This is a genomic window from Corynebacterium yudongzhengii (assembly GCF_003065405.1).
GTDB classification, from domain to species: Bacteria; Actinomycetota; Actinomycetes; order Mycobacteriales; family Mycobacteriaceae; genus Corynebacterium; species Corynebacterium yudongzhengii.
On record NZ_CP026947.1, the window covers coordinates 584,322 to 609,864 of the forward strand.

A 25,543-nucleotide genomic window follows, 5' to 3' on the forward strand; every position below is an offset into this window, starting at 1 on the left:
GTTTCCTTTCGGTGAAGTATGTGCAAAAAGTGTGTGCAGAGAAAGCCCCGGTACCTAAAAATCCCAGTCGCTGTCATCGGTGTCTTCGGCTACGCCCATGACATAGGAGGAGCCGGAACCGGAGAAGAAGTCGTGGGTCTCGGTCGAATCTGGGGCGAGGGCTGCGAGGATCTCGGGTTTGACCACCGCGTCTTCGAGTGAGAACTTTTCCTCGTAGCCCAAGTTCATGAACGCCTTGTTGCAGTTGTAGCGGACGAAGCGGATAGCGTCGTCGTCAAGCCCCAGTGGCGCGTAGACCTCCTTGGTGTAGGCCACCTCGAGTTCGTAGAACTCGTCGCTGATGTCCTGGACGAAGCGCCGCATCTCTTCCTGGCGCCCCGCGGACTGTCTCTCCAGCCCGCGCTGGTATTTGTATCCGGAGTAGTAGCCGTGCACTGCTTTGTCGCGCAGGATGAGCCGGATCATGTCCGAGGTGTTCATGAGTTTGCCGCGCGCCGCCCAATGCAAAGGCAGGTAGAAACCGGGGTAGAGCAACAGCGATGACACCAGAGTCGCGGTCGCTTTGCGCTTGAGTGGGTCGTCGCCGTAGTAATGCTCGAGCGCAAGCGAGCAGCGCTTCTGCGCGATGTCGTTGTTGATGACCCACCGGTAGGCCTTATTGATGTCCGCGCTGTTCGACAGCGTCGAGAAAATCGATGAGTAGCTTCTGGCGTGAACGGCCTGCATGAAGGCGATGTTGGTGTAGATCGCCTCCTCGTGCTCGGTCTTGGCATCCTGGATCTGGCTGATCTCGCCCACGGAAGCCTGCAGCGTATCGAGCATCGTCAGCCCCGTAAACACCCGGAGGGTGGTGTCCTTTTCCTGCTGGCTGAGAGAGTTCCACGACGACAGGTCATTGGCCAGCGGAACCTTCTCCGGCAGCCAAAAGTTCGCCGTGAGGCGGTGCCATACCTCGAGGTCTTTCTCGTCGATGGGCTTGTTCCAGTCGATCGGCCGCAGCCTCGCGGAGCGGTCCACACGGTAGCGCGGGGGAGTTACCGTCGCCGCGCGAATGGGTGTTGATTCGGCAAGTTTCTCAATCATGGTGCCCCTAGGGGAAGAGACGATGTTTCGGTTAAAAATGAAGTCATAATGTCTCGAACGCGCGAGACGTCCAGACTGGTGCCGATGAGCTCATAGCGATGAAGCTCCGGCACACCGCACTTGCGGGAAATGATCGGACCCGCTCGGCAATAATCCACGCCGAAGTTCCTGTTTCCCGACGGAATGACACCGCGGAGAAGCCCCCGATTGACGGGGTCGTTAAGGAAATGGACGACCTGCTTCGGCACCGCCGCGGCCCGCTTACCGCCGCCATAAGTGGGCGCAAAAAGGACGTACGGACGGCACACCCGGATCATCCCCTCGCGGGCCGGGCGGAGGGGGATGCGCAGGGCGGGGAGGTGAAGCTTATCGACGAAACGCCTCGTGTTCTCCGACACTGACGAGAAAAACACCACCGGGGCAGAATCTTCGGCGTCAACGGTCACGGTCTCGTAGCGCGAGCCCGGGGCCCGCGGGTTTGGGGCACCCATCGATTGATCCTCCTTCCGGAAGGTCTTGTTAAAGGCTGGTGCCCTCACCCTAGCAAAAGTTTAGTAATGCTGAAAAGAAAAGTTCAACACAATGAACTTAAAGCGAATGTCGAGATCTACTATGCCGTTGCATAGTTTCAATGCGTCAGTCTGCTCAATCTGCCTCCACGATGTTCTTGTTGAGGATCTGCAGGCCGTCGCGAAGCAGCGCCCCATCGATGACCAGCGGCGGTAGCAAGCGGATGACATTGCCGTCCATGCCGCAAGTGAGGATCGCGACCCCAGCGTGCTTGCACGCGGTGGCGATGGCCGCGGTGGTTTTGGATCTGGTCGACCGTCGGCGTCGACGATTTCGAGTGCGATCATTCCGCCGCGGCCACGAATCTCGGCTACACGCTCGCTCGCAACTGCTTCGGCAAGCTCTTCGCGGATGACCTCTTCGATATCGCGTGCACGTTCGGCGAGCTTGAGCTTTTCCACCTGATCCAGTGCGGCGAGGGCGGCGGCACAGGAGATCGGGTTTCCGGCGTAGGTGCCGCCCAGAGAACCAGGGCCGGGACTATCCATGATCTCCTGGCGGCCGGTGACCGCGGATAGGGGCATACCGCCGGCGAGCCCCTTGGCGGTGGTGACCAGATCGGGGACTAGGCCCTCGTGATTGGAGGCAAACCACTGTCCAGAACGAGCGATACCGGCTTGGATCTCGTCGGCGACGAAAACGATGCCGTTGTTGTTGCACCACTTCTGCAGCGCCGGAAGGAACCCCTCTGCGGGAACGATGAAGCCACCTTCTCCCTGAATCGGCTCGATAACAAGGCAGGCGAGATCTTCCGTGCCGACCTGCTGCTCGATGTAGCGGATCGTTCGCCGCGCCGCCTCCGGACCGGTGAGCCCGTCGCAGAGTGGGTAGGAACCGGGTACGCGGTAGACATCGGAAGCGAGGGTGCCGAACCCGGCCTTGTACGGGGCGTTCTTCGCAGTCATCGCCATGGTCAGGTTGGTCCGCCCGTGGAACGCGGAATCAAAGACCACCACTCGGTTGCGGCGGGTGTAGTGCCGCGCAATCTTGACCGCGTTTTCGACGGCTTCCGCGCCCGTGGAAAACAGGGGCGTCTTCTTTGCGTGATCGCCCGGCGTGATCTCGTTCAGCTTCTTGCATACATCCACGAAACCCTGGTACGGGGCGCTAAAGAAGCACGTGTGGGTGAAACGCTGAGCTGCTTCCGTGACCGCTTCGCGCACCGCCTCATTCGATGCGCCGACCGTGGTGACGCCGATGCCCGTCGTGAAGTCGATGAAGCTATTGCCATCGACGTCGAGGTAGATGCCGCCGTCGGCATCTTCGATGTAGGCGGGAAGTCCGGGGCTCATGCCGGCGGCACAGTTCTCGCGGCGCTTTTCGTCGAGGCGGGCAGATTTCGGGCCGGGGATTGCGGTAGTGATGGACCGGCGCTGGGGAAGGTGGGCGGGGATAGTCTGCATCGTCACTCCTTCGATCATGGGTTGATGCAGGTCATTATCGCGCCATTATTGTGAGCTAGAATACTGCCATAGTGGGGAAAGCTGAGAAACAGAATGTCCAGAGTGGAGTCTCCATGCCGAAGCCTGCATCCGAAGAATCGTAGATTAACTCCTTCAGTATTCGCTGGTTGGCGGCCCAGAAGGATCTCAGCCTAGAGGTTATCTTCGATGCGGAAAAAGACTTTTCCCTCATTCACCCCACGGAGTTGCCCGACCCGACAGAGTTCCTCAAACAGAACTCAATTGTGCTGCTGACCGGAATCGCCTTTCAGGGCTCTCCCGAGTCTTTCGCCCCGTACGTGGATAGGGTAGCCGCCGCGGGAGCGGTGGGGATCGGGTTTGGCGTCGGCCTCGCGTTCGATCAGGTCCCCACGCCCCTCATCGAAGCGGCCGACACGGCGGGGATATCCCTGTTCGTCGTTCCCCGTCCGGTTCTCTTCGTCTCTCTTATTAACAAGGTGCAGCAGGAGATAGAGCGTCGGCGAAACTATCAGCGCGAGAGACTGCTGGAGAACCAGAAGAGACTGAATACAGCCGCCGAGCGTGACGGGCTCGATGGCTTACTACGAGAAAGCGGTCACTGTCTCAACGCTCACGTCGTCTTATCTCACAACGACGGGCGGCTCTCAGCGGCGGCCTGGAAACCAGATCTGCCGCCCGTCAACCGTGACGGTCTGCACCAGATCGTGCGCGACAAAGGATTCGGGCGCGCGACACACCTCGGTGATTTCAACCTCGTCGCCTATCAAATGGGTGGGGAAGGGGAGCTCAATCACGGGCTCATCGCTCTATCTCTACAGCACCTGGATAGCAACGACTTAGCCCTGCTGCGTCACTGTGCAGGGCTCGCCGCGGTGTCCCTCAAGCGCCCGACAACCTATCGCCGCGCGCATCAGGAACTGAACTCTCTGGCCCTAGCCGTCCAGTTGGATCTGTCCCATTCTTCTGCGGCGGTAGAAAGAGTTTTCCAGCAGTTCAGCGACACATCTGGGCTGGTCCGGCCCGTACTCATCGTTGCCGAGCAGAAAGCTGCGATCGATAAAACAATCAACAACTTGGATAGGGCCCTCGATCGGCTGGGGCACACACTGTTCCACCTCCGGCTGAGCCACCGGCACTCAGTAGTCTTGTTTCGAGGATCCCAGCCTGCCCAAGAGATTGCGCAGCTTCTCGAACCCACTAAATCGGATACCCGGATCGCCATGGGCGCCCCCATTCACTGGGAGCTTCTCGGCCAAGACAAAATCTCCGCGCTGGAAAGAACTGCTGCCGGCCTTGCGGTAGGAACGATCGTCGGTCCAGAAGCCTGCGCTCTTTCGTGGGCGGAAAACCCCGAGGTCAAGCGCCTCTTGGGTGAGCGAGAGCGCGACACCTGGGGTCGTCTGAGCCGGAAGCCAGAACTCGCGCACACGCTCGACTCTTTCTTACGCAACGGCAGTAACATCAGTCACACCGCCGAGAAACTGCAGCTTCCCCGCAAGACCGTACGTAGGAGACTTGATATCATCCAGCGGATCTTAGAACTCGACCTCACCAACCCCGTCGTCACAGCAGAGCTCTTGATCATCAGGTTGGGTTGCCCACCACCCACGCCCCAACTGTCCTCGAGCTACGAACTGCCTGTGACAACCGCGCCGGGTGGATGACGGCGTCGATTCAGTGCGTACAATGGCCGGTTGAACAAATGTGTAATCGCGTGCGAGAAGGACTATTAGCCCGTGTTTGGACTTTCCAAGCTGCTCCGTGTCGGTGAAGGCCGCACGGTCAAACGCTACGACAAGATGGCCGAACAGGTCTTGGAGCTGGAGGACGAGTACGCGGAGCTCTCCGATGCCGACCTCAAGGCGAAGACCGAAGAGTTCCGCGCCCGTCTTGCCGATGGCGACGGCCTCAACGACATCCTGCTGGACGCTTTCGCTACGGCGCGGGAGGCGTCGTGGCGTGTGCTCGGCCAGAAGCACTTCAAAGTTCAGGTCATGGGTGGCGCCGCGTTGCACTTCGGTTCCGTCGCGGAGATGAAAACCGGTGAGGGTAAGACCCTGACGTCGGTGTTGCCGGCGTATCTCAACGCACTGGCGGGCAAGGGCGTGCACATCGTGACGGTGAATGATTACCTCGCGAAGCGTGACGCCGAGATGATGGGCCGTGTCCACCGCTGGTTGGGCCTCGAGGTGGGCGTCATCAACCCGGAGATGCGCCCGGCCGAGCGCAAGAAGGCCTACGCCGCCGACATCACCTACGGCACGAACAACGAGCTGGGCTTCGACTACCTGCGCGACAACATGACCCGCAGCCTGAAGGATATCGTCCAGCGGGGGCATCACTACGCCATCGTCGACGAGGTGGACTCGATTCTTATCGACGAAGCCCGCACCCCCTTGATCATCTCCGGGCCGGTGGACGGCTCGTCGCAGTTCTTCCACGTCTTCGCCAAGCTCGCGCCGCGTCTGCGCCAGGGCCAGCACTATGAGGTCGATACCCGTAAGCGCACCGTCGGCGTGACCGAGGAGGGCGTCGAGTTCGTCGAGGACCAGCTCGGCATCGACAACCTCTATGCCCCGGAGCACTCGCAGCTCGTGTCTTACCTCAACAACGCGCTGAAGGCGAAGGAGCTGTTTACCCGCGACAAGGACTACATCGTCCGCGACGGCGAGGTCCAGATCGTCGACGGCTTTACCGGCCGCATCCTCAAGGGCCGCCGCTACAACGAGGGCATGCACCAGGCCATCGAGGCCAAAGAGGGCGTGGAGATCAAGAAGGAGAACCAGACGCTCGCGTCGGTGACCCTGCAGAACTACTTCCGCATGTACGACAAGCTGGCGGGCATGACCGGTACCGCCGAGACCGAGGCCGCCGAGCTCAACGGCATTTATGGCCTCGATGTCGTCGCCATCCCGACCAACCGTCCGAACCAGCGCATCGACCACCCGGACATCATCTACAAGACCCAGGAGGCGAAGTTCTCCGCGGTGGTCGATGACATCGCCGAGCACGTCGAGAAGGGCCAGCCGGTGCTCGTCGGCACCACCTCCGTCGAGCGCTCGGAATACCTCTCCAACCTGCTGACCAAGCGCGGCGTCGACCACAAGGCGCTCAACGCGAAGCACCACGAGGAAGAGGGCCGCATCATCGCCTCGGCCGGGCTGCCGGGCGCGGTGACCGTCGCCACCAACATGGCCGGCCGCGGCACCGACATCGTCCTGGGCGGCAACCCCGAGGTCCTTCTGGATGCCAAGCTCAAGGAGCAGGGACTGGATCCCTTCGAGGACGAGGAGCGCTACCAGGAGGCCTGGGATGAGCAGCTGCCCATCGCCAAGGAGCGCTCGAAGAAGCGTGGCGACGAAGCGCGCGAGGCCGGCGGCCTCTACGTGCTGGGTACGGAGCGCCACGAGTCACGGCGTATCGACAACCAGCTGCGCGGCCGTTCGGGTCGCCAGGGCGATGCCGGCGAGACCCGCTTCTATCTCTCCATGCGCGACGAGCTGATGGTGCGTTTCGTCGGCCAGTCGATGGAGCAGATGATGAACCGCCTCAACGTCCCGGATGACGTGCCCATCGAGTCGAAGATGGTCTCCAACTCGATCAAGGGCGCGCAGTCGCAGGTCGAGAGCCAGAACTACGAGATGCGTAAGAACGTGCTCAAGTACGACGAGGTGCTCAACGAGCAGCGCAAGGTCGTCTACGGCGAGCGCCGCTCCATCCTCGAATCCGCGGACCTCAAGGACAACGTGCGTCGCATGATCGACCAGACCATCGACGCCTATGTCGACGGCGCCACCGCCGTCGGCTACGTCGAGGACTGGGACCTCGACAGCCTCTGGCAGGCCCTCGACCAGCTCTACGGCCCGACGGTCAGCCCCCAGGAGCTCATCGACTCCGAGGACTACGGCACCGCCGGCGAGCTCACCGACAGCCAGCTCGCCCAGGCGCTCAAGGACGACGCGCACGCCGCCTACGACCGCCTCGAGGAGCAGGTCAGCGCCATCGGCGGCGAGAAGCAGATGCGCAACGTCGAGCGCATGGTGATCCTGCCGATCATCGACACCAAGTGGCGCGAGCACCTCTACGAGATGGACTACCTCAAGGAGGGCATCGGCCTGCGCGCCATGGCGCAGCGCGACCCGCTCGTCGAGTACCAGAAGGAAGGCGGCGATCTGTTCAACGCCATGAATGACGCCGTCAAGGAGGAAACCGTCCGCCAACTCTTCCTGCTGCGCAAGCAGTTCGAGAAGCAGGAAGACCAGAGCGAGCAGGCCTCCGCGCCCGTCGAGCAGGCCTAGGCGCGCGGCAGGATCTGCAAGGCCAGCAGCCGATAGAGCCTCCCGCCGCGCAGCCGGCCGGTGAACGCGAAGGTCTGCCCGGCGCACAGCGCGGTGCCGAAGACCTCGTAGTCGCAGGTGGGCGCGGCGTCTTCCTCCTCATCGGGCGGGATTTCGGCGACCTGCTGCGCATAGGCCGAACGGATGCGCACCGGCCCGGCGAGAACGCGGCGGCGTCGAAAAGCTTGCGCGTGCCGGCGCACCGGCCCCGCAAAACGCCGCGCGTCCAGGTGCTCCAGCGGGCGCATGCAGCAGGCCACCTCGAGGCAGACACGGATGAGCGCCACGTGCGGGCGTTCCAGCTCGCTTGTCGACGGCCGCGCCACCCGCCGACGCGGCGGGGGAGAAGGCCGGGGTTGCAGCGCCATGAGCCAGGCGGTCCCCGGGATCGGTTGGAGCATGAATCAATGCCTCCCTTGGCGTGATAGAGCAACGAAGGGGGCAGATGCTTGAGGGGGTAGGTACCATTGTTCCACGGATAACGAGGCTGTGCCTGAAAGCGACGAAAGGGATTACTTAGATGCAAGGTTTGATCGTCGACTACGTCGGTGTGCTCGACGGCCCCGAAGAGGACCAGAAGCGCTGGCAGCGCCTGCTTAAGGAGGTCAAGGCGAAGGACATCGCCGTGGCGATCCTCTCCAACGACCCCGGCGGCCCAGAGGCCGAGCCGATCCGCGAGTGGGAGTACCGCGGCATCGTCGACGCCGCCGTGCTCTCCGGCGAGGTGGGCGCCGACAAGCCGGATCGCGCCGCCTTCCAAGCCGCCGCGGACGCCCTCGGGCTGCCGCTGAGCGACTGCGTCATGGTCGACGACGGCATCTACAACGTCCGCGCCGCCGTCGAGTACGGGATGGTGGGCATCCTGCACACCGCGTTCGACCGCACCACCGTCGAGATCCAGACGATCTTCGACATCGACGGCGAGTTCTAGAGCCATGCGCGTCTATCTGCCCGCAACGTTCGGGATGCTTGCGGCCCTCCGCGATGACGAGGTGTTCACCGCCCGCAGCGGCTGGGCGTTCGCTGTGACGCCCTCGCTGCGCGAGTTCTACCACTCCGGCAGCGAGGAGGAGATGGAGGCCGTCGCCTTCGACAACGCCGCCGAGGCCTCGCTGCGCCTGCTCGCCGTAGGCGACGAGGAGCAGTTCCCGCACCGCCGCGTGGTCATCTCGGCGGATGTGAAGGATGCCCAGGCCACCCCGAACCCGGACATGATCGAATCGGTGGTCAAGCTCTCGCCGGCCGAGATCGCGCTCGCGGACGTCGCCGCGATCCACATCGACATCGAGGAATCCGAGGAGGCCACCGCGAAGGCCATCGAGGCGATCGACGCCTCCGATCTGGGCGATGAGGACGCCGCGCTTATCGTCGGCGACGCCCAGGACAACTTCTTGGCCTTCTACGACCCCTCCGAGCTGCCCGTGCTCATCGACCTGCTCTAGCTTTACATCTCCCACTCGTTGTTGGAGCGCAGCGCCTCCAACAGCTTGCGCACCGCCACCACGCGCCGGCCGGTGGCGGAATCCGGGTCGATCTCGTCGAGCGCGCACTCCGGATCCGCCGGCGGGCCGACGTGGGAGCAGCCGCGCGGGCAGTCTTCGGTGGCCTCCTCGAGGTCCTCGAAGGCACCGATGACGGTATCGGCGTCCACGTGCGCCAGCCCGAAAGACCGGATGCCGGGGGTGTCGATGATCCACCCGCTCGCCGGCGGCGGCAGCCGCAGCGCCACCGACTGGGTCGAGGTGTGTCGACCCTTGCCCACGCCCGAGACCTCGCCGGTTTCCCGGTTCGCCTCCGGAACCAGCCGGTTGACCAGCGTGGACTTGCCTACCCCGGAGTGGCCGATGAGGGCGGTGACGTGGCCGTCGACAAGCTTTTCGACCTCCGCGAGATCGTCATTGATACCCGCGATGATCACCGGGACCTCGAGGTCCGCGAACTCCTCGGCGAAGGGCGTGGGATCGGCCAGGTCGGATTTGGTGAGGCACAGCACCGGGCGCACATTGCCGACGAACGCCGCCACCAGCGCTCGCTCCACGAAACCGGCGCGCGGCGGGGGATCGGCGACAGCGGAGACGATGAGCAGCTGCTCGGCGTTGGCGACGACAATGCGCTCATACGCATCCGTGTCATCGGCGGTGCGGCGCAGCACCGAGGTGCGCTCGGCGAGTTTCACGATGCGCGCCAACGTGCCGGGGTTGCCGGAGGTATCGCCGACGACCCCGACGCGATCGCCCACCTCGATCGCGGTGCGCCCGAGCTCGCGGGCGCGCATGCACACGATGGCGTCCTCGCGGCCGTCGAGGACCACGCCCCAGCGGCCGCGGTCTTTCGTGATGACCATCCCGAACTTCGCATCCTTGTGCTTCGGGCGATCCTTCGTGCGCGGGCGGGAGCCTTTGCCGGGACGGATCTTCACATCCGATTCGTCCCAGTGGCGCCTAGCCATGCAGCATCTCCAGCCACATCTCGGCGAAACCGGGCAGGGTCTTAGAGGTGGTGGCGATGTTCTCGATCCCCACACCCTCTACCCGCAGCCCCAGGATCGCGCCCGCGGTGGCCATGCGGTGATCGTTATAGGAATACCACTCTCCGCCGTGCAGGAAGGCCGGGCGGATGTGGAGGGAATCCTCGTCGGCGCTGATGTCGCCGCCCAAACGCGAGATCTCGGCGCTCAGCGCGGCGAGCCTATCGGTTTCGTGCCCGCGCAGATGCCCGATACCGCGCAGGTGCGACTCGCTGTTCGCCAGGGCCGCCAAAGCTGCGACGGTGGGGGTGAGCTCGCCGATATCGCCCATGTCGATATCGATGCCGCGCAACTGATCCGGATCTGGGCCGGTGACGGTGAGGTAGCCGTCGGCAAGCGAAACTTGTGCGCCCATGCGCTCCAAGATGCTGCGGATCTCATCGCCCGGCTGGGTCGTCTGCTCCGGCCAGTTCGGCACGGTGACGGTGCCGGCGGTGACCACCGCCGCGGCGAGGAACGGGGTGGCGTTCGACAGATCCGGCTCGATGACCCAGTCGCGGCCGTCGTACTCGCCGGGGCTGACATGCCAGCTGCCGTCCTCGGCGTAGACCTGCACGCCGGCGCTGCGCAGCATGTCGACGGTCATCTCGATGTGCGGGGCGCTCGGCAGCCCCTCGCCGCGGTGGGTGATGCTCAGGCCCGAGTCATAACGCGAACCGGCCATCAGCAGCCCGGAGATGAACTGCGAGGACCCGGAGGCGTCGATCTCGATGGCGCCGCCCGCGACGTGACCCGTGCCGTGGAGGGTGAAGGGGAGGGCGTCTCCCTCGACACGAACCCCGAGCGCGCGCAGGCCCTCGAGGGTTCCCGACATCGGCCGCTTCGATGCCTGGGGGTCGCCGGTGAAGGAGACCTCGCCGTCGGCAAGTGCGGCCAGCGGCGGCACGAAACGCATGACGGTGCCGGCAAGGCCGCACTCGATCGCGCCGGGGCTCAGGCAGGCGGCGGGGATGACGGAGATGTTGTGCCCGTCGATCTCCACCCCGATGCCTAAGGTGCGCAGCGCAGCGGCCATGAGCTCGGTGTCACGGGAGATGAGGGCACCGCTAATGGTCGATGGTGTCGCGGCCGCGGCGGCGATAACCAGCGCACGGTTGGTGATCGACTTCGACCCAGGGACCAGCTGTGTATGGCTGATCGGGTCCTTCACTGTGGGGGCAGGCCAGAAATCGTTCATGGGTACATAATAGAGGTTATGTGCGGACGCTTCGTGATGTTTACCACCGGAGAGAAACTCCTCGGCGAAATCGGCGCCCTGCCCGGCGTCCAGGAGACCCACGCGCCCGACGGCACCCCGCCTGAGCGCTATAACATCGCGCCCACCCAGCAGGTCGGCTTAGTGCTTTACGACGGGCCCGTGGCCCGCTTCACCCCCGCCCGCTGGGCACTGCTGCCACACTGGAAGAAAGACGACTCCGGCCCGCCGCTGTTTAACGCCCGGGCGGAGACGGTGCGCGAGAAACCGAGCTTTCGGGATGCGTTTCAGACCCAGCGCGGCGTGATGCCTTTGGACGGCTACTACGAGTGGCACGTCGGCGAGAACGGCAAGAAACAGCCCTACTTCGTCTCCCTCGAAGGTGGGGAGATGCTCTGGGCGGCAGCGCTGTTCTCGACGGGGTTGGATCAGCTCTCGTGCACCATGATCACCACGGCTGCGGAGGTGCCGATGGATTGGCTGCATCACCGGCTGCCCCGATTTCTCGAGCCCTCCGAGGTCCGGCAGTGGTGCGAAGGCGACGCCGACGAGGCCGGGGAGCTGTTGACGTCGGCGCCTACCTCGCTGCGTGAGCGCATGCGCTGGCAGGAAGCCGACAGCGCGGTGGGCAACGTGCGCAACGACCACGCCGGGCTCATGGACGCCGCCGAGTCGCGGCTGCTGTAGTGGCTCCGTCTACAATGGGATGACCCGTGTCGACGGAAGGTGGGGAAATGGATCCAGCGGAGTCCGATGAGCTGACGCAACGCTTCAACGATGAGGCGCTACCGCTTCTCGACCAGCTCTACGGCGGCGCCCTGCGCATGACCCGCAACCCCCAAGACGCCGAGGACCTGCTCCAAGAGACCTACCTCAAGGCCTACCGTTCCTTCAGTTCCTTCAAGCCGGGCACCAACCTCAAGGCGTGGCTGTACCGGATCATGACGAACACCTACATCAACACCTACCGGAAGAAACAACGCCAGCCAGCGCAGACGCCGACCGAGGACATCACCGACCACCAGCTCTACACCACGAGCTCCCACGACTCCACCGGCCTGCAATCCGCGGAAGTCGAGGCCCTCGAAAACCTGCCGAACGACGACATCGTCGCCGCGATGAACCAACTCTCCGACGACTACCGCATGGTCGTCTACTACGCCGACGTCGAGGGCCTGGCCTACAAAGAAATCGCCGAGATCATGGACACCCCCATCGGCACCGTCATGTCGCGACTGCACCGGGGAAGAAAACAGCTCCGAGGCTTGTTGAAGGACGTAGCAAGAGATCACGGAATCGGGCTCGAGCACCCCGACATGACCGCCGACGAGAAGGAGTCCTAGATGTCCTCCGAACCGTGCCCCTGCAGCTGTGCGCACGTGCAGGCGCTGATCTGCGAGATCATCGATTCCGACTGCAGCGAGACCCGCGCCGCCGAAATCCGCGCCGAGATCTCCCGCTGCGAAGAATGCGCCCGGCGACTCGAAAGCGAACGCGCCATCCGCATGCTCATGCGCCGCTGCTGCAGTGAAGAAACCGCTCCCGGATACCTGCGTGAACGCATCACCACCCAGATCAACATCATCCGAGGGCGTTAGGGGCGGTTTGCGGGTTGGTGGCGTTCTGGGGCTTGGTGCCGCTCTGGGGCTTGGTGCCGCTCTGGGTCGCTGACCTGCGGTTTTCTGGACGAGTGTCGTTGGTAGGGCGGTGTGGGGTGGTTTTTCTGCGCCTGGTCGAAAGGAGTCACCCCTAAAGGAGTCCTGGTTTCGACCGCGCGGGACTCCTTTCTATGGGGGTGCTTTCGACCAGCATAAGCGCAATATGGGCGCCTAATCGGGGGTCGCCAGGTTGTCTACCCAGCATTCGGCCACTTCAGCCCCGCCCGACCCATCGGCCCCTCCGGCAAACTCACACGACTAGCTAGTGTCGCTACTAGCGATAACGCACTATCGCGGGAGCCAACCCTCCAACCAACCCCCAACCGCCCGCACCGCCAAAACGAACACCCCGCCACCGAAAACCGGTGACGGGGTGTTTTCGCCTCAGGGGCGGAATGCTATTCCGCCGAGCGTAACTTAGGCGAGCGGACGCTTGCCGTGGTTCGCCTTCTTCTTGCGACGGTCCTTGCGCTTGCGGCCTCGCTTGCTCATGGGATCTCCTTGCGGATCGAGGGTTAACTAGCAGTTCGTGCCCACAATCCTAGTGACAGGTCGGCGGGCGGCCAAAAACCGGGTACGGCGATCGAGTGCCGAAACCCTAAAGCAGAGCCTTAAGCGGAGACGCGGGCGCGCTTATTTGCACGCTTGTTGGCGCGCTTGAGGGAGCGGCGCTCCTCCTCGGACAGGCCGCCCCAGACGCCGGCGTCCTGGCCAGTTTCGAAGGCCCACTTCATGCACTGGTTGGTCACAGGGCAGCGGTTGCAGACCAGCTTGGCCTGTGCGATCTGGGCGAGGGCGGGGCCGGAGTTACCGACCGGGAAGAACAGCTCGGGGTCCTGGTCGCGGCAAATTGCTTCGTGGCGCCAATCCATGGTTCAATCTCTCCTTAAGTGATGCGCGTGGCAGCGCGCGTCGAAAACGTCGTTGTCAATCCCTGGGCAGTGTCGTGCACACCAAACAACCGCCTGCGAAGACGGCAGTGCAAAATAGCGAAGACCATGAGTGGGCATACGTGAACCCTGGCAGGGGTGTCACGCCGCGCTTTGTGGCGAGTGGGACCGGTAGCCGTTCCCCTCGACCGTTCACATGGCGTTAACTCTGTGGTGGCTCAGAGTTAACGATCGGTTCATCGATCTGTTGTTTTTGCTACCCAGGAATAATGTCACGTTAAGTCGCGCTCCGCTAGGGGTAAACGCCAAAAAGTGCTTTAATTCACACTTTTTCTTCAATGGGTGATGAGTCTCCTTGCAGCGTTTTGAGCTCGCACACATCTCGGAAACACGTTACTACCAGGGTTTATGTCAAAATCATCGCAAGGTTGGTGAAAGGTCCACGGTCAAATCGCCACCGCGCGAAAGGGCGTGGTGCCCACGCCTGGTCGCTGATACTAGGATCGAGGGCTGTGAATGCCTCGTCTCGTACCGTCCCGGTCCCTTTGAAGTTCGGCGCCATCATCGGCCTCATCCAGGCCGGGGTGGCGTTCGCCGTCGCGATCTACCTGACCGTCATGGACCTCACCAACGCGACCACGAGGAACCTCGAGTCGGACGCCGCCGCCGCGAACTGGATCGGGGTGGGCACCGCGATCTTCATCTTCATCCTCTTCGGCACCGTCGCCGCCGGCGCGATCAGCCTGCTGCGCGGCCGCGGCTGGGGGCGCACCCCGCTGGTCATGATGAACGTCCTGCTCGTACCCGTTGCGGTGTACATGGCCATGGAGGGCCTGTGGCCGCTCGCGGTCGTCGTCGGTCTGGCCGCCCTGCTCGGCTTGGGCGGGGTGCTGCACCCGCAGTCCTCGGCGTATGCGGCCGAAAGCTACGGCGCCTAAGCCAGGCCTACCACGGTATCGCCCCGCTTTTCGACGACCGTTTCCCCCGCCAACGCCACATGCACCTCGCCGTCGTAGTCGTCGCGATCGACGGGAAGCTTGCGCACCGGCTGCAGGGTCACCGCGTCGATGACCGCGATCCCGTCGGCGACGGGGACTAGGAGCTCGTCGCCAATTGCCGCACCCGTGCCGAGGACGTCCTCGAGCACCCCGTCGACCGACAGGTCGGTCGGGGAGAGCAGGTAGAGACGCTCGCCGTCGAAGAAGCTCATGTTGTGCGGCAGATCGGCGGTGGCGGGCACGAATGCGCCCGCGGCGTCCTCGAGGAGGTCGGCCGTCGGGACGTTTTGGGAGTAGAGTTCCACGCCGTCGTCGGAAAACGAACGCAACCGGGAGCCGTAGTAGACCGCCGCCGCGTCCTCGCCGACGGCGACGAGGCGGGCGTCGGCAGAATCGAGCGGCACCGAGGCGGAGATCTCTGGCTCGCGGGAGTCCTCGGGCGCGGTGTCTTGTAGGCGCAAGAAAGCGCCCTCGGAGCAGACCTCCGTGACCGCGAGCAGCTCGGTGCGGGTCAGCGCCGAGGTGATCTCGCAGCCGGGATGCGGCTGCAGATCAGGCTCCTGCGGGGCGGGGACCTCGCCGTATTCGCTGGTGCGCACGAGATCGGAACGCCACAGCTCGACCCGGTCCGCGGAGACCGTGCCCACCCGATCGTTCGAGGAGATCGTCAGCGGTACTTCCGAGTTGATCGCCGCCCGCGTCGCCGCATACTCGCCGCTGGTGGCGTGCAGGCGGGTGAACTCCCCGCAGCCGAAACCCGAGCGGTAGCCGATGACGACGGACTCCCAGGCCGTCGCCAAGGAGCAGACCTCGCGGTCTGCGCGGCCGTAGCGAAAGACCTCCTTACCGCGCGGGTCCAAGGCGGTGAGCTCGTGGCCGTCGGTGGTCATCACCAACCCTTTCGCGATCACGGGCCGGTGCACCCCGGGAAGCGAGACATCCTCGGCGCGGAAGACTTCCGCCAGACCGGAAGGCGCCTGCGTGAATTCTTCGTCGATTACCGCCGGCTGTGCCGCCGGTTCGTGGGTGACCGAGTTGACCGGGGCCGTCACCACGGCACCGCCGATAGCCAGCAGGCTTATAGCCGTGATGGTCGCGGTGGCGAGGAGATCGCCGCGGGTGCGGCGCAAGGGGTGGGTGGTGTCGGCGCGTCGATAAGCGGAAGAGGACATCGCTTGTCGATGCTACCTACGCTCGCGGCGAGGCTCGGAAGCGAAGACCGCGCGCGGCGGGCCGACCGTATCGCGGGCGTTGCGGGGGATGTCGAGCGCCTCGTAGAGCTCGGGGGAGGTGGAAAACCACTCGGGAAGATCGGGCTTGCCCAGGTCGTTTTCCTCGTTGATGGCCTGCCACTTGAGCATCTCGTCGTAGCCGACGAGGGTGACCGCGGTGCCGGTGTTGCCCGCCCGGCCCGTGCGGCCGATGCGGTGGATGTAGGTCTGCGGGTCGTCCGGCGGCTGGTAGTTGATGACGTGGGTGACGTCGTCGACGTCAATGCCGCGCGCCGAGACGTCGGTGGCCACGAGGATCTCGATGACGCCTTCGCGGAAAGCCTCCAGCGACTTCTCGCGCGCGGCCTGGCCGAGGTCGCCGTGCACCGCGCCGACGGAGAAGCCGCGGCGGGCGAGATCCTCCACCAAGTGGGCGGCGCTGCGCTTGGTGCGTACGAAGATGATCGTCTTGCCCCGCCCGCGCGCCTGCAGAATACGGGTGACCACGGCGGATTTGTCCATGCGGTGCGAGCGGAAGACGACCTGCTTCGTCGTCGAATGTGTGGTCGCCGCACCGGGGTCCTCGGCCCGGATGTGCAGCGGGCGGTCCATGAAACTGCGGGCCAGGGTGAGGATCGGTCCCGGCATCGTCGCCGAAAACAGCATGGTCTGATGCTCGCGGTTAAGAAGGCGCAAAAGCTTCTCGATATCCGGCAAAAAGCCCATATCCAGCATCCGGTCGGCCTCGTCGAGCACGAAGATGGCCACCTCGTCGAGGCGCAGATCCCCGCGGTGCGCGAGATCGAGCAGACGCCCGGGCGTGCCGACGACCACGTCGACACCCGCCTTCAGCGCCTCGATCTGCTCCTCATAGGGGCGCCCGCCGAAGATCGCGGCGACGACAACCGGGGTGTTCTCCGCAGCCATGGTCAGATCCTCCGCCACCTGGAGGGCGAGCTCGCGCGTGGGCACGACCGTAAGGGCGCGCGGGGTGCCGTCGAGTTCTTTGATGGCGGCGTCGTCGAAAACCCGGTCGATCAGTGGGACCCCGAAGCCCAAGGTCTTGCCCATGCCTGTGCGCGCCTGGCCGATGAGGTCGGTCCCGTTGAGGGCGATCGGCAGGGTTAACTCTTGAATCGCGAACGTGTGGGTAATGCCCCGAGCCTCCAATGCCTCGACGATCTCGACGGCCACGCCGAGCTCGGCAAAGGTAGGAGCCTGTGAGGTGTTCGCCGGTAGTGAACGAGGTCTAGACACGCTTACATCCTATCCGCCGGACCCTATGATGGGGTCCATTGCAGTAAATCACCATCGATGATGATTGGACGGGTACCAACAGCATGGACATCAAGATCGGCTTTATTGACAGCCCCCGCGAGCTCGTGATCAACGCTCAGGATAACCGCGACGAGCTGGTCCAGCGCCTCACCGAGGGCCTGCGCGCCAAGGAGGAGGTCGTGGAACTGACCGACTCCAAGGGTCATACCTTCCTGGTCAACGCCCCGCAGGTCGCCTACGTCGAGATCGGTAGCGCCAACCGTCCGGCCGTCGGCTTCGGTGGCGCCTAAGGATTTTCCCTTATAGCAGGTATCCTCAGGATCCATGACACCGAGCGAGACCGAGCAGCCAGAAAGCGCACGCACCGACGAGTCCTTCTTGGTTCGTTTCGCCCGCGAGTACGGCTGGCGTGCGTATGCCATCCCGGTGCTCGCGGTGATCACGATCTGGCTGCTGGCGGACATCGCGCTCGGTGGGGGTGACGACGCGACGCGGGCCGACTCTGCCGGCGACACCACCGCCACGCAGGCCTCGGAGGAGGCGAATGTGCCCGAGCCACCCGCCGATCGCGGCGGCGGGCCGGATCCGGCGAACGCGGGGGAGATGGACCTAGAGCCGGACGAGCTCCCGCCCGGGGGGCCTTTCGCACAGTCGGGGGATAAGACCTACCGGGTCGTGGGCACCCCGGGTGCCAGCGCGGGCGTGGGCGAGGAAGCCGTGGTCCGCTACGTGGTGGAGGTTGAAAACGGCGTCGAGACCGCCCACTACGGCGGCGACGAGGCCGTGGCCCGGCTTGTCGACGCCACGCTCGCCGACCCCCGCGGCTGGACCAATGACCCGGCGTTTCGTTTCGAACACGTCGCGGAAGATGAGAACCCCAATCTGCGTATCCGGCTGACCAGTGCGGATACCACCCGGGAGATGTGTGGCGCCGAGGACTTCGCCGTCGAGACCAGCTGTCGGACCACCGTGACCGGCGAGAGCACCGTGATGCTCAACGACTCGCGCTGGTCGCGCGGCGCCCAGACCTTCGAGGGCGATATCGGCTCGTATCGCCAGTACCTCATCAACCACGAGGTCGGCCACGCCATCGGCTATGCCGACCACGTCGCCTGCGGCGGCGACGGCGAGCTTGCCCCGGTGATGATGCAGCAGACCTTGAGCCTGAACAACGCGGAGCTCAACGCCCGCGCCCCGCACGAGGTCTATCCTGATCGCGATGAGACCTGCCGCTACAACGGCTGGCCCTACCCGCAGCCCGGCGCCGACCCGCTGCCCGGTGCCGTCCCCGACGAAGAACTGCAGCGCGAGGCAGAGTAGATGATCCCGCAACACGTGCTCACCGCCTTCCATGCACCCGCGACCGATACGCCCCCGCGCCCGCTCGGGCCCGCGTGGGACAACGGCTTCCTGCAGGGCACCACCGTCTACGCAGAGGCGATGGACACCGCGCACTGGTCGGCGTCGCTGCGCGAAAAACTCACCGTCGACGGCGTGCGGTTGGCCCGGCCGCTGCGCACCACGGACGGGCGTTTCACCGTCGGGCGCTGGAAGGCGAACACCTATATCACCGGCACGCCCTCGCGCCGGGCGGATGAGACCGTGCTCGTGGCGCTGAAGCTTGCCGACGCCCTCGCCCACGTCGACGGGCCTGTCGGCCTCGAGCGCACCGACCTCTACGCCGAGGCCGAAAGGGAGGCCTGGCAGGCCGCCGACGAGAAGTACGGGCCCCTCGATCTGCCCGTCCAGCCCGGGCACGCGGACCTTTTGGCCACGACGCTTTACGACGGCGACGCCGTCCCCGCGGTCACCGATCTCGTGCCTTTCGCCGATCCGCGGCCTCATGCCTTTAGCGCCGCGCTGGTCATCGCGGACGCTTTGATCATCGACGGCGAAGAGGGCGTGGATCTCGGTCTGCTGCACCGTTTCGCGCACATCGGCGAGATTGAGCAGCTGGTTCTGCGGGCGGTGAACTACCGCGCGATCGTCGCGGAGCGCCACCCCCGCACTAATTCGCTCACACGTTCGAACATTCAGCGGGTGCTCGCGGCTCTCATGTCCAGGTGATCTGAGACAATCGGGGCCATGGAAGAAAAGTTCAACCCGGTGATCCCACCCCACCCCCAAGTCCGCCTGGTCAGACCCAGCGTAGAGCCCCCGGTCGCGCGTGACTGGCCTGTCGCCGTGCCCACCTCCGGGCGCTGGCGCGTCACGGGCAGTGCCGGCAGTGGGGTGAGCAGCTTTGTAGTGGATACGGTCGTCGAGAAGATCCTCAGCGGCGCCGATCCCACCGGGATCCTCGTGGTCACCGCCTCCAAGGAGGCGGGCGCGCGCCTGCGCGAGAAGCTGCATCGGGCGCTTCTGGCGCGCGACGAGAGTTATGTGTCGAGCGCCCCGCTGGTGCGCTCCGTGCACTCGCTGGCATTTGCGCTTTTGCGCGAGAAGCACGAGGAACAGATCCGGCTCATCACCGGCGCGGAACAAGACGGCGTGATCCGGGAATTACTCGCCGGGCACGCCGAAGACGGCCGCGGCGGCTGGCCCGCCGAGGTGATCCCGGCGCTCACCTTCGTCGGCTTCGCGCGCCAGCTGCGAGATTTCCTGCTGCGCGCGGTAGAGCGCGGCTTAAGGCCCGAGGATCTCATCGCGCACGGGCGCGCCCACGACCGGCCCCTGTGGGAGGCCGCCGGGCGTTTCCTCGAAGAATACGAGCAGACCATGGCCTTAAGCGGCACGCACAACTACTCGGCCTCCGAGCTGGTCTCCACCGTGCTGAACTACGAGCTGGAACAGTACTGGCACACCGTCATCGTCGATGACGCCCAGCACTTAGATCCGAAATCCGGCGAGCTGATCCGCAAGATCATGCCGGGCGAGCCAGACGGGCTCGTGGTCGTCGGCGGGGACCCGCAGCAGTCGGTCTTCCACTTCCGGGGCGCCTCGCCGGAGTTTTTCGACTCCTGCGTGCCGGATGATCCGGCACGCGACATCAACCTGGGCGCGAGCCGGCGCGAGCCGGCCCGCTTCGTCGCCGTGACCGACAGCGTCAGCGCGAATAACAACGTGGTCGCCGACTACGTGCGCCGCGCGCACCTCGAAGACGGTATCGCCTGGTCGGATATCGCGGTGATCGTGCGCTCGACTGGCGATATCGGCAGCGTGCGCCGCGCGCTGCTCGCCGCCGGGGTGCCGGTACACATCAATCCCACCGACGTCGTCCTCGCCGAGCAACACCTCGTCGCCGCCCTGCTGCTGGGCCTGCGTGCCTTGGATGAAGAGCTCTCCCGCAGCGAGCTAGAAAAGCTCCTGCTCGGGCCCGTCGGCGGGGCGGACCCGGTGACCTTACGTCGGCTCTTGCGCGGTTTGCGCCGCTATGACCCGGCCTCCCGGGGCATCGACACGCTGGCCGGGTATCTCGCACCGAACGCCGAGCTGCCGGAGTTCGGGAACGTGCTCACCCAGCGCGAGCTCGACATCCTGCACCGCCTGCGCCGCGTGTTGGAAGCCGGGAGGGATGCGGTCGCCCAAGGCGGCAGCGTCGAGGAGGTGCTCTGGGCGCTGTGGTCGGCCACGGACCTGTCCAATCGGCTGCTGGCCACGGCCCTGCGTGGCGGGCCCACCGGCTCGCAGGCGGATCGTGATCTCGACGCCGTCATGGCGCTGTTCGACGCCGCCGGCGACTTCGTGGAACGCCACCCCGGCACCGGCTCCGTCGAGACCTTCGTCGAACACATCACCGCCCAGGAGCTGCCCACCGGCGTGCGCGATCGCCGCACCGTCACCCCCGAGGCCGTCTCCGTGCTCACCGCCCACGGCGCGGTGGGCAGCGAATACCGGGTCGTCGCCGTCGCCGGGGTCCAAGAGGGCAGCTGGCCGAGCCTCGGCGAGACCGGCTCGCTCTTCGACCAGGAAGACTTTTTGGACCTCGTCGATCGCGGGATCGACCCGGTAACCCCCGTCTCGCACACCGCGGCGCGCTTGGCGGAGGAACGCCGCCTGTTCCACGTCGCCACCACCCGGGCCACCGATAAACTCCTGGTCACCGCCGTGGATAACGTGGAGGCGGCAGAGCCGGTCGAAGCCTCCCGTTTCCTCGACGAATTCCGCGAAGCCCACGAGACGACACCTGTGGCCGCGGTCGCCGGGCCGGCCGGCGTGGCAGAACCTGAGGCCGGCCTGCGGATTCTCTCGCGCACCTCGCTGATCGCCGAGCTGCGCCGCACCGTCAGTGATCCCGCGCGCCGGGAGGACGAACGTCGCCAAGCGGCCCGCCAACTCGCCCGCCTGGCCCGCGCCGGGGTGCCCGGGGCCCACCCGGATTCCTGGGCGAGCGTGCGCGAGGTCTCCACGGACGAGGAACTGCGGGGAAGCCGCAACCTCTCGCCCTCGCGCATCGAGGCGCTGACCAACTGCCCGCTGCGCGCGGTGGTGGGGCGTATCGAGGACGAAGAGGACACCCCGCTGTCCATGAGCAAAGGCACGCTCGCGCACGCCTACCTCGAGGCGATCGGGCGCGGCGTCGACGAGGAATACGCCCGCCTGCGCACCGTGGACGCCTTCGGAGCCATCCTCAACGAACCGGAATGGAAGACCTCGAGCGCGAAGGACTCCTTCCGCGAGCTGCTTGAGCACACCCACACCTGGCTGCAGAGCACCCGTGACAGGTTCCGCCAGCTCGGGGTGGAGGTCGATGTCGACGTCGGCGTCATCGACGACCTGCGCATCCGCGGGCGCATCGACCGGCTGGAGGAAGAAAACGATGCCGGGGCGGTCCACATCGTCGACCTGAAAACCAGCAAAAGTGCCCTCACCACGGAGAAGGTGAGAGAGAACCTGCAGCTTTTCGCTTACCAGCTGGCGCTCTCGCGCGGTCGTCTCGACGGCGAACGCATCACCGATGCCGGCGAGGAGACGCCCCTCGAGGTCGGGGGCGCCACGTTGGTCTACCCCGCGGCGTCGAAAACCCGCACCACTATCCGCCAGCAGGTCGCGAAAACGGAAGAAGAGCTCCAAGAGTTCGCCGCCGGGCTGCCCGCGCTGGCCGAGCACATGCGCGGTCCCCGGCTGCTCGCTCAGACCAACGACACCTGCCGGACCTGCCCCATTACCCACATCTGCCCCGTACAGCCCGAAGGAGAGCCTTTAACCTATGGCTGAGATCTCACCGCGCCTGCTTGCCCAGATCCTCCAAGGGCCCGACCGGCGACCCAACGACCAGCAGGTCGCTGCCACCGCGGCGCCTCCGGGCCCGATGCTCGTCGTCGCCGGCGCCGGTGCCGGCAAGACCGAGACGATGGCCTCGCGTGTGCTCTGGCTCGTCGCCAACGGCTACGTCGACCCGGATGAGGTGCTGGGGCTGACGTTTACGCGCAAAGCCGCCCAGGAGCTCAGCCACCGCATTCGGCACCAGCTGCGCACCCTGGCGGGCAGCCCGAAAATCCGTGACCTGGACCCCAGCGGTGAGCTGCGCGAGAAACTCACCACCCAGCAGCCCACGGTGTTGACCTATGACTCCTACGCCGGCCAGCTCATCCGCCAATACGGACTGCTCGTGCCGGTTGAGCCAGATGCCCGCCTCATCACCGAGGCCGAGCTCTACGCGCTGGCTCACCGGGTGGTCACCGACTACACAGGGGCGCTGACCACCACGAATGAAGTCCCATGGGTCACCGAGACTGTGCTCAAGCTGGCCACCGAGATGGATAACGCGCTGTTGGACGAGGACACCGTCGCCGAGCGCACCCAGCTGTTCATCGACACCGCCCACGAACTGCCCAAGCGCCAGAGTAACCGCAAAAACAGCCCCGAATTTCCGAGCGATCTCAGGAAATGGCTCAATTGCCAACAGCTGCGCCTCGACCTCTTGCCGGTGGTGAGGGCACTCAAAAACACGCTTCGCGACGAAGGCCTGGTCACCTTCAACGAGCAGATGTCCGTCGCCGCCCGGCTCGTCTCCCAGAGACCGCTGGTCGCGGACTCGCAGCGGCGCCGGTACCGGGTGGTCATGCTCGATGAGTACCAGGACACCTCGCACGCCCAGCGCATCTTGCTCTCGCACCTCTACGGCACCCCGGAAGGTGTTGAGCGCGAGGTCGACGAATCCTTGACCGTCACCGCCGTCGGCGATCCCATGCAGGCTATCTACGGCTGGCGAGGAGCGACGGTGGAAAACCTCGAGGAGTTCGTCAACGACTTCCCGCGGAGGGCGGATACGGCGCGTCGACAAGAGCTCACCACCTCGTGGCGCAACCCCGGCGACGTGTTGGAGATGGCCAACGACGTCTCCGAAGGCGTGTTCTTCCCTAACGGGGAGACTGCCGGGCGGCAGCGGCCCGTCGCCAAGCTGGAGCCGCGCGAGGACGCCGGCCCCGGCGAGGTAAGCCTCGCGCATTACGAGAGCGAGAAGGAAGAGATCTCCGCGATCGCCGATGTGATGGAACACCACTTCCACGCCACCCATGATGCGGGCAAGCCTTTTACCGGTGCGGTGCTGGTGCGCAAGAACAAACAGAGCCAGCCCATCGCCCAGGAGCTGGCCGCCCGGGGTATTCCCTATGAGATCGTGGGGCTCGGCGGGCTGCTCACGATGCCGGAGGTCGCGGATATCGTCGCGATTGCCACGATGCTCATCCGTCCCGGCAACTCGCAGGCGGCGCTGCGGATCCTCTCCGGCCCCTTGGTCGGTCTGGGGATGAAAGACCTCACCGCGCTCGTCGAGCGTGCCCGCAACCTTTCCGGGCGTAAGGAGCGCACCGTTTTGCCGGATGATCCCACCGAACGCCTGCTCACCCAGCTCGATGAGGTCACCCAGGACCCGCCGGAGCAGATGGCCGGTCTCGGCGACGCGGTGGCGGATATCGGCGAGCCCGAGCGTTACTCGCCGGCCGGGTTGCGCCGCCTGCAGGAACTCTCCGCGAAGCTGCGGCACTTGCGGACCACCAGCCTGGCGAAGTCCCTGCCGGATCTCTTCGCCGATATCGAGACCGTCTTCGATATCCGCACCGAGATCCTCAGCCGCCCGGATGCCGTGGAGCGTGGGGGAGCGGTGCACCTGGACAAGCTGCTATCCACCGTCGCCGCCTACCACGGCGATAGCCTCGCCGGTCTGCTCGATTATTTTGAGCTTGCCAAGGAGCACGAAAACGGCCTCGAGCCCGGTGAGGTCACCGTGCGCGAAGACCGCGTGCAGATCCTTACCGCGCACAAGGCCAAGGGCCTGCAATGGGATGTCGTCGCCGTGGCCCACGCTGATAAAGCCACCTATACATCCCTGACGGAAACGTATCTCACCAAACCGTATCTGGTCCCTCCCGCCGACGCCGGCGAGCGCTACGAGGAAGCCGGCGACCGCAAGGACTTCACCGACGGCGGCAAAGAGTGGATAGAAACAGTGAAGGCCGAGCAGGCTGAGGAAGCCGCGCGCCTGTTCTACGTCGCCATGACGCGCACCGAACGGGTGCTCTCCATCACCGCGAGTGGGAAAGAGCCCTATGCGCCCTTCGCGCAGCTGAAGGAGAAGTTCCCGCAGGTGGTGACGCACTGGGCTGTCGCCGCCGAGAAGACCACAGACAAGGAGGAGCCCAAGACCGGCCTGTTTCCCGCCCTGGACGTCGATGAGGACACCGGCGCCGGCGCCGCCTTTGTGCGCTCCGCGCTGGAGGAGCTGCCCGCAGCCAGCCGCGGCGAGACCTTCGACTTCTGGGAACGCGAAGTCGATGCCCTCATCGAGGAACACGAGGCTTTGTCCGCGCCCGTCGTGGAGGTTGAGATCCCTGGCGATCTCACCGCCACCGACATGGTGAACCTCAGCGCCGATCGCGAGCAGTTCGCCCGCCGCAGCCGCCGCCCCGTGCCCTTCAAACCCAACGCGTACGCCAAGCGCGGCACCGCGTTTCACCAGTGGCTCGAGGACCGCTTCGGCGCGCAGTCGCTTCTCGACGAAGACCAACTCCCCGGCATCGGCGAGCCCGATCTCGACGACGAGCAGGTCGCCGAACTCAAAGACGCCTTCCTGCGCTCGCCGTGGGCCCAGCGCACGCCCACCTACGTCGAGTACCCCTTCGAGGTGGCCATCGGCACCACCATGGTCCGCGGCCGCATGGACGCCATCTTCCGCCAGCCCGACGGCTCGTGGTTGATCGTCGACTGGAAGACCGGCCGGCCCCCGGTGGGGGAGCAGAAGCGCTCCGCCGAGATGCAGCTGGCCGTCTACCGCGAGGCCTGGCGACGCATCGTCGGTGAAGACGTCCCAGTAGACGCCGAGTTCTACTACGTCCTGCACGATCAGCGGCTGAAACCGGATGATCTCTACGACGGGGAGCGCTTGAAAGAGATGCTGTCCTTATCCGCCGAGGGCGAGAAGCGCTAGAGTC

22 protein-coding genes and 1 pseudogene are annotated in these 25,543 nt (G+C 65.1%); 13 read left to right on the forward strand and 10 right to left on the reverse strand.

The features are described 5' to 3' along the window. Nucleotides 1–54: 54 nt before the first annotated feature. From nrdF to gabT, 3 genes and pseudogenes are all read right to left on the reverse strand, one after another. Nucleotides 55–1,083 carry a class 1b ribonucleoside-diphosphate reductase subunit beta gene (gene nrdF / locus C3B44_RS02755; protein ID WP_108431026.1) on the reverse strand — a complete coding sequence of 343 codons (1,029 nt, stop codon included), beginning with the start codon at nt 1,081–1,083 and terminating at the stop codon, nt 55–57. Further along, complete coding sequence (gene nrdI, locus C3B44_RS02760) at nt 1,080–1,529, reverse strand: class Ib ribonucleoside-diphosphate reductase assembly flavoprotein NrdI (protein ID WP_242979247.1); 450 nt, start codon at nt 1,527–1,529, stop codon at nt 1,080–1,082. The genes nrdF and nrdI overlap by 4 nt, the downstream gene beginning before the upstream one ends. A gap of 199 nt (nt 1,530–1,728) precedes the next feature. Further along, a pseudogene (gene gabT, locus C3B44_RS02765) lies at nt 1,729–3,056 on the reverse strand (4-aminobutyrate--2-oxoglutarate transaminase). Between the two features lie 167 nt (nt 3,057–3,223). Between gabT and C3B44_RS02770 the strand changes: the two are divergent. Continuing rightward, nucleotides 3,224–4,741 carry a PucR family transcriptional regulator gene (locus C3B44_RS02770; protein ID WP_108431028.1) on the forward strand — a complete coding sequence of 506 codons (1,518 nt, stop codon included), beginning with the start codon at nt 3,224–3,226 and terminating at the stop codon, nt 4,739–4,741. Between the two features lie 72 nt (nt 4,742–4,813). After that, entirely contained in the window at nt 4,814–7,375 is a 2,562-nt protein-coding gene (secA, locus tag C3B44_RS02775) for a preprotein translocase subunit SecA (RefSeq protein ID WP_108431029.1), read from the forward strand. On the opposite strand, the gene C3B44_RS11595 is transcribed toward secA, so the two are convergent. Next, complete coding sequence (locus C3B44_RS11595; RefSeq protein ID WP_158268669.1) at nt 7,372–7,815, reverse strand: hypothetical protein; 444 nt, start codon at nt 7,813–7,815, stop codon at nt 7,372–7,374. The genes secA and C3B44_RS11595 overlap by 4 nt on opposite strands. Nucleotides 7,816–7,934: 119 nt before the next feature. Between C3B44_RS11595 and C3B44_RS02785 the strand changes: the two genes are divergently transcribed. Both C3B44_RS02785 and C3B44_RS02790 read left to right on the forward strand, forming a co-directional pair. Beyond that, nucleotides 7,935–8,345 (forward strand): HAD-IA family hydrolase, encoded by a 411-nt coding sequence (locus C3B44_RS02785; protein ID WP_108431031.1) that lies wholly within the window; start codon nt 7,935–7,937, stop codon nt 8,343–8,345. 4 nt (nt 8,346–8,349) lie between these two features. Then, nucleotides 8,350–8,856, forward strand: coding sequence for a DUF6912 family protein (locus tag C3B44_RS02790; RefSeq protein ID WP_108431032.1), 507 nt, complete (start codon nt 8,350–8,352; stop codon nt 8,854–8,856). Nucleotides 8,857–8,858: 2 nt separating this feature from the next. Here the strand turns inward: C3B44_RS02790 and rsgA are convergent, their stop codons facing one another. Beyond that, complete coding sequence (gene rsgA / locus C3B44_RS02795; protein ID WP_108431033.1) at nt 8,859–9,863, reverse strand: ribosome small subunit-dependent GTPase A; 1,005 nt, start codon at nt 9,861–9,863, stop codon at nt 8,859–8,861. Next, nucleotides 9,856–11,118, reverse strand: a complete 1,263-nt coding sequence (gene aroA, locus C3B44_RS02800; protein ID WP_108431034.1) for a 3-phosphoshikimate 1-carboxyvinyltransferase — start codon at nt 11,116–11,118, stop codon at nt 9,856–9,858. The genes rsgA and aroA overlap by 8 nt, the downstream gene beginning before the upstream one ends. Nucleotides 11,119–11,136: 18 nt before the next feature. On the opposite strand from aroA, the gene C3B44_RS02805 reads away from it, so the two are divergent. Genes C3B44_RS02805 through rsrA form a run of 3 tightly spaced genes read left to right on the forward strand, consistent with a single transcriptional unit; the run spans nt 11,137 to nt 12,734 of the window. Next, the gene (locus C3B44_RS02805) at nt 11,137–11,823 is read left to right on the forward strand and encodes an SOS response-associated peptidase (RefSeq protein ID WP_108431035.1); all 687 of its coding nucleotides are present in this window, start codon (nt 11,137–11,139) and stop codon (nt 11,821–11,823) included. A 47-nt stretch (nt 11,824–11,870) separates the two neighbouring features. Beyond that, nucleotides 11,871–12,479, forward strand: coding sequence for a sigma-70 family RNA polymerase sigma factor (locus C3B44_RS02810; RefSeq protein ID WP_108431036.1), 609 nt, complete (start codon nt 11,871–11,873; stop codon nt 12,477–12,479). Next, nucleotides 12,480–12,734 carry a mycothiol system anti-sigma-R factor gene (rsrA, locus tag C3B44_RS02815; protein WP_108431037.1) on the forward strand — a complete coding sequence of 85 codons (255 nt, stop codon included), beginning with the start codon at nt 12,480–12,482 and terminating at the stop codon, nt 12,732–12,734. A 477-nt stretch (nt 12,735–13,211) separates the two neighbouring features. On the opposite strand, the gene C3B44_RS12150 is transcribed toward rsrA, so the two are convergent. After that, nucleotides 13,212–13,286, reverse strand: a complete 75-nt coding sequence (locus C3B44_RS12150) for a 50S ribosomal protein bL37 (protein ID WP_412841960.1) — start codon at nt 13,284–13,286, stop codon at nt 13,212–13,214. Between the two features lie 119 nt (nt 13,287–13,405). Continuing rightward, entirely contained in the window at nt 13,406–13,666 is a 261-nt protein-coding gene (locus tag C3B44_RS02820) for a WhiB family transcriptional regulator (protein ID WP_108431038.1), read from the reverse strand. 530 nt (nt 13,667–14,196) lie between these two features. Here C3B44_RS02820 and C3B44_RS02825 point away from each other — a divergent pair. Next, nucleotides 14,197–14,622, forward strand: coding sequence for a hypothetical protein (locus C3B44_RS02825; protein ID WP_108431039.1), 426 nt, complete (start codon nt 14,197–14,199; stop codon nt 14,620–14,622). Here the strand turns inward: C3B44_RS02825 and C3B44_RS02830 are convergent. Together C3B44_RS02830 and C3B44_RS02835 are read right to left on the reverse strand one after the other, a co-directional pair. After that, entirely contained in the window at nt 14,619–15,854 is a 1,236-nt protein-coding gene (locus C3B44_RS02830; RefSeq protein WP_108431040.1) for an Rv3212 family protein, read from the reverse strand. The two genes, C3B44_RS02825 and C3B44_RS02830, sit on opposite strands and share 4 nt — an antisense overlap. A gap of 12 nt (nt 15,855–15,866) precedes the next feature. After that, nucleotides 15,867–17,150 (reverse strand): DEAD/DEAH box helicase, encoded by a 1,284-nt coding sequence (locus C3B44_RS02835; protein ID WP_108431041.1) that lies wholly within the window; start codon nt 17,148–17,150, stop codon nt 15,867–15,869. Nucleotides 17,151–17,233: 83 nt separating this feature from the next. On the opposite strand from C3B44_RS02835, the gene C3B44_RS02840 reads away from it, so the two are divergent. From C3B44_RS02840 to C3B44_RS02860, 5 genes are read left to right on the forward strand one after another with little or no spacing between them, the layout of a single operon-like run. Then, nucleotides 17,234–17,461 carry a DUF3107 domain-containing protein gene (locus C3B44_RS02840; protein ID WP_108431042.1) on the forward strand — a complete coding sequence of 76 codons (228 nt, stop codon included), beginning with the start codon at nt 17,234–17,236 and terminating at the stop codon, nt 17,459–17,461. Between the two features lie 34 nt (nt 17,462–17,495). Next, a complete protein-coding gene (locus C3B44_RS02845) occupies nt 17,496–18,491 on the forward strand; it encodes a DUF3152 domain-containing protein (RefSeq protein ID WP_108431043.1) in 996 nt (331 codons plus the stop codon). Then, nucleotides 18,492–19,238, forward strand: coding sequence for a hypothetical protein (locus tag C3B44_RS02850; RefSeq protein WP_108431044.1), 747 nt, complete (start codon nt 18,492–18,494; stop codon nt 19,236–19,238). It begins immediately after the preceding gene. 18 nt (nt 19,239–19,256) lie between these two features. Then, nucleotides 19,257–22,328: an ATP-dependent DNA helicase gene (locus C3B44_RS02855; protein ID WP_108431045.1), complete on the forward strand. Its 3,072-nt coding sequence runs from the start codon at nt 19,257–19,259 to the stop codon at nt 22,326–22,328. Beyond that, on the forward strand, nt 22,321–25,539 hold the full coding sequence (locus C3B44_RS02860; protein WP_108431046.1) for an ATP-dependent helicase: 3,219 nt from the start codon (nt 22,321–22,323) through the stop codon (nt 25,537–25,539). Before C3B44_RS02855 ends, C3B44_RS02860 begins: the two co-directional genes overlap by 8 nt. The last annotated feature ends 4 nt before the right edge of the window (nt 25,540–25,543 follow it).

What these genes read in the sequence shown, in the direction of transcription:
- C3B44_RS02840 (WP_108431042.1), top strand. Translation starts at nt 17,234, where the DNA reads ATGGACATCAAGATCGGCTTTATTGACAGCCCCCGCGAGCTCGTGATC.
- C3B44_RS02790 (WP_108431032.1), top strand. Translation starts at nt 8,350, where the DNA reads ATGCGCGTCTATCTGCCCGCAACGTTCGGGATGCTTGCGGCCCTCCGC.
- C3B44_RS02810 (WP_108431036.1), top strand. Translation starts at nt 11,871, where the DNA reads ATGGATCCAGCGGAGTCCGATGAGCTGACGCAACGCTTCAACGATGAG.
- C3B44_RS02860 (WP_108431046.1), top strand. Translation starts at nt 22,321, where the DNA reads ATGGCTGAGATCTCACCGCGCCTGCTTGCCCAGATCCTCCAAGGGCCC.
- nrdF (WP_108431026.1), bottom strand. Translation starts at nt 1,083, where the DNA reads ATGATTGAGAAACTTGCCGAATCAACACCCATTCGCGCGGCGACGGTA.
- C3B44_RS02850 (WP_108431044.1), top strand. Translation starts at nt 18,492, where the DNA reads ATGATCCCGCAACACGTGCTCACCGCCTTCCATGCACCCGCGACCGAT.
- C3B44_RS02805 (WP_108431035.1), top strand. Translation starts at nt 11,137, where the DNA reads ATGTGCGGACGCTTCGTGATGTTTACCACCGGAGAGAAACTCCTCGGC.
- rsrA (WP_108431037.1), top strand. Translation starts at nt 12,480, where the DNA reads ATGTCCTCCGAACCGTGCCCCTGCAGCTGTGCGCACGTGCAGGCGCTG.
- C3B44_RS11595 (WP_158268669.1), bottom strand. Translation starts at nt 7,815, where the DNA reads ATGCTCCAACCGATCCCGGGGACCGCCTGGCTCATGGCGCTGCAACCC.
- C3B44_RS02830 (WP_108431040.1), bottom strand. Translation starts at nt 15,854, where the DNA reads ATGTCCTCTTCCGCTTATCGACGCGCCGACACCACCCACCCCTTGCGC.
- C3B44_RS02845 (WP_108431043.1), top strand. Translation starts at nt 17,496, where the DNA reads ATGACACCGAGCGAGACCGAGCAGCCAGAAAGCGCACGCACCGACGAG.
- rsgA (WP_108431033.1), bottom strand. Translation starts at nt 9,863, where the DNA reads ATGGCTAGGCGCCACTGGGACGAATCGGATGTGAAGATCCGTCCCGGC.
- C3B44_RS02855 (WP_108431045.1), top strand. Translation starts at nt 19,257, where the DNA reads ATGGAAGAAAAGTTCAACCCGGTGATCCCACCCCACCCCCAAGTCCGC.
- C3B44_RS02785 (WP_108431031.1), top strand. Translation starts at nt 7,935, where the DNA reads ATGCAAGGTTTGATCGTCGACTACGTCGGTGTGCTCGACGGCCCCGAA.
- C3B44_RS02820 (WP_108431038.1), bottom strand. Translation starts at nt 13,666, where the DNA reads ATGGATTGGCGCCACGAAGCAATTTGCCGCGACCAGGACCCCGAGCTG.
- aroA (WP_108431034.1), bottom strand. Translation starts at nt 11,118, where the DNA reads ATGAACGATTTCTGGCCTGCCCCCACAGTGAAGGACCCGATCAGCCAT.